Annotated in this window: 1 protein-coding gene and 1 pseudogene; both read left to right on the forward strand. The window is 33.3% G+C overall.

What is annotated here, in order from left to right:
* Positions 1–1,482 (forward strand): annotated as a pseudogene (locus tag FTU58_RS13865) (hypothetical protein); the annotation flags it as partial.
* Positions 1,472–1,990, forward strand: coding sequence for a hypothetical protein (locus FTU58_RS13870; protein WP_179989170.1), 519 nt, complete (start codon positions 1,472–1,474; stop codon positions 1,988–1,990). The pseudogene FTU58_RS13865 and the gene FTU58_RS13870, both read left to right, overlap by 11 nt.
* Positions 1,991–2,105 lie beyond the last annotated feature (115 nt).

Consider the following 2,105-nt stretch of genomic DNA (forward strand, 5'->3'; position numbering starts at 1 on the left):
GCTTTTAACTTCGGTTATTTATGGGAGGATTACCATACCACCAACCGTGATATCAACAATACCCAAGAAATTACTCGTGATCAGACCACAGGTATGCTGGATGGTTCAGTAACGATTGATCATCGATTACTGACAGAAGCTGGACGACAGGAGATTATTCAAGAACAGAAGGATTTGCCAGAGAATTTCCGTCAAAGTGCAGAAAATTTAGCACAAGCCTTACCAGCGGGTGAGTATAAAGATAAGGCTTTACAAACACTAAATAATATTCAGGCAAGGCTTTACAATTTACCAAGTGAATATAAAGAAACGGGTGTAGTTGGTGACAAAGTTGCAAGTGAATTGCTCAAACGAGGGATAGAGCCAAAAGAAGTTGAAGCTTTATTTTCTAAATTAGATTTTTTCTATGCAGCAAAAGAGTTTAGTGAAATTCAGAGTCAACTAGATACATTAGCTCAATCTGGTGTTGATTTAGAAACGATTTTTAAACAACCTAAAATAGGCGTAAATGAACAAGAAGTAATTTATGCGAAAGGAACTGACATTGAGACAAAAGTTACGACCCAAACCACAGTTGGTATGACGATATTAAGCAATATTGCTGATTTAGGAAATAATATAAAGCAGATTAGTGAAGATACTGGAGTTGATTTAGGTACTGTTCAACTTGCGGTAGGACTAATGATTTCAGGCCCAGTCCGTTTAGCAATTGAGACAGGAAAATCTTTAGCTTTAGATAGTGCGGTAGGAGCTGAAATAGCTCAAGGATTTGATGCGCTGGCGACATCATTAACTGCCGCCGCTCATGTTACCAATTCAAATACGATTAATAATTGGACTAATTCAGAGAAAGTTAAAGAAATTGAAGCCTCAACATCTGAAAATAAATTAGATGAATTGAAATTTGCAAATGAAATTGAAAAAAATAAACAAGGTGCAGAATATTTAATTAATGCTGTGGCTGGAGTTGTAGGTGCTGGAGTAGGTAAAGGTGTCACTAAGGGGAAAGATGCTGATATTGAAATAAATCAAAAGCAATCTCTTGATGTGGGATGGGTTGATAATTATGGAAATCAAAAGAAAGTCACTGGAGATGGAACCGTGGCTAGAGATCATCAGCCGTCTAAAGCTGCATTATTAAAGAGAGCTGAAGACTTAAAGGAAGCGCCCTTAACTCAAGCAGAGAAAAATCGTATTATTAATGAAGGAATGAGTGTAACTGTACCAAATGAGGTGCATGCCGCAGGTCCAACCTATGCAGGAAAAAATAATAAAGGACTCATTGAAAATGATGCAAATGATTTACAAGCAGCACAAATTAGGGATTCTGAGGCAATGATAGATAATGCAAAAAAATTAACGCCTGAGTACGTTACAAAGTTGCAAGAAGCATGTACTACATTGAGCTGTAAAAATAATGCTGATTATGATAAATTTTTGAAAAATATTATGGATGAGGAGGCGAGAAAGAATGACAAATAAGTTTATTGATCATTTAATATCACTGTTGGGTAAGTCAAATATTGATGAAAAATTAGTTGATTTTTTTGTTAAAAATCAATTTGTGAAAAGTCAAGAGGAAATTAAATTACCAATTTATGATGAAGATGGTGATTTATTGGATGAGTATAATTTTTATATTAGTAAATATGATGAGGGATTGGGTTTTATATTTACTGATGAGTCTTTTTATTTAAATCAGGAGGACAAACCCATAACTGGTGAAAAAATATACTTAACGACTATATTTTTTTATAATGATGGTGTGGAAGGCTTTTCTCAATATAAACAAGAACTGCCATTTAATTTAAAATTTTCAATGAATAAAGCTGAAATTGAAAATATGTTAGGAGTGCCATTATTTATTAAGAATGATGATGGCGTGGTTAGAAGCCAAAAATGGAAAATTGAAGATATTCCATTTACAATATATATTTCATATAACAATATAGGTGAGATTAGATATATTTCATTAAGTATTCCTTACTGATTTAGTTAAAGTCGTTCCTACCCTATTTTGAATAAAAAAGCGGTTCTTTATTTAAAATGGAGCTACATTAATAGTTTTTAAGGTAATCCTTCAATAAATAACCGAAGTTAAAAGT

It is taken from the genome of Acinetobacter sp. YH12120, assembly GCF_013418795.1.
Lineage (GTDB): Bacteria > Pseudomonadota > Gammaproteobacteria > Pseudomonadales > Moraxellaceae > Acinetobacter > Acinetobacter towneri.

Coding starts and splice junctions, on each gene's coding strand:
- FTU58_RS13870 (WP_179989170.1), top strand. CDS start 1,472: ATGACAAATAAGTTTATTGATCATTTAATATCACTGTTGGGTAAGTCA.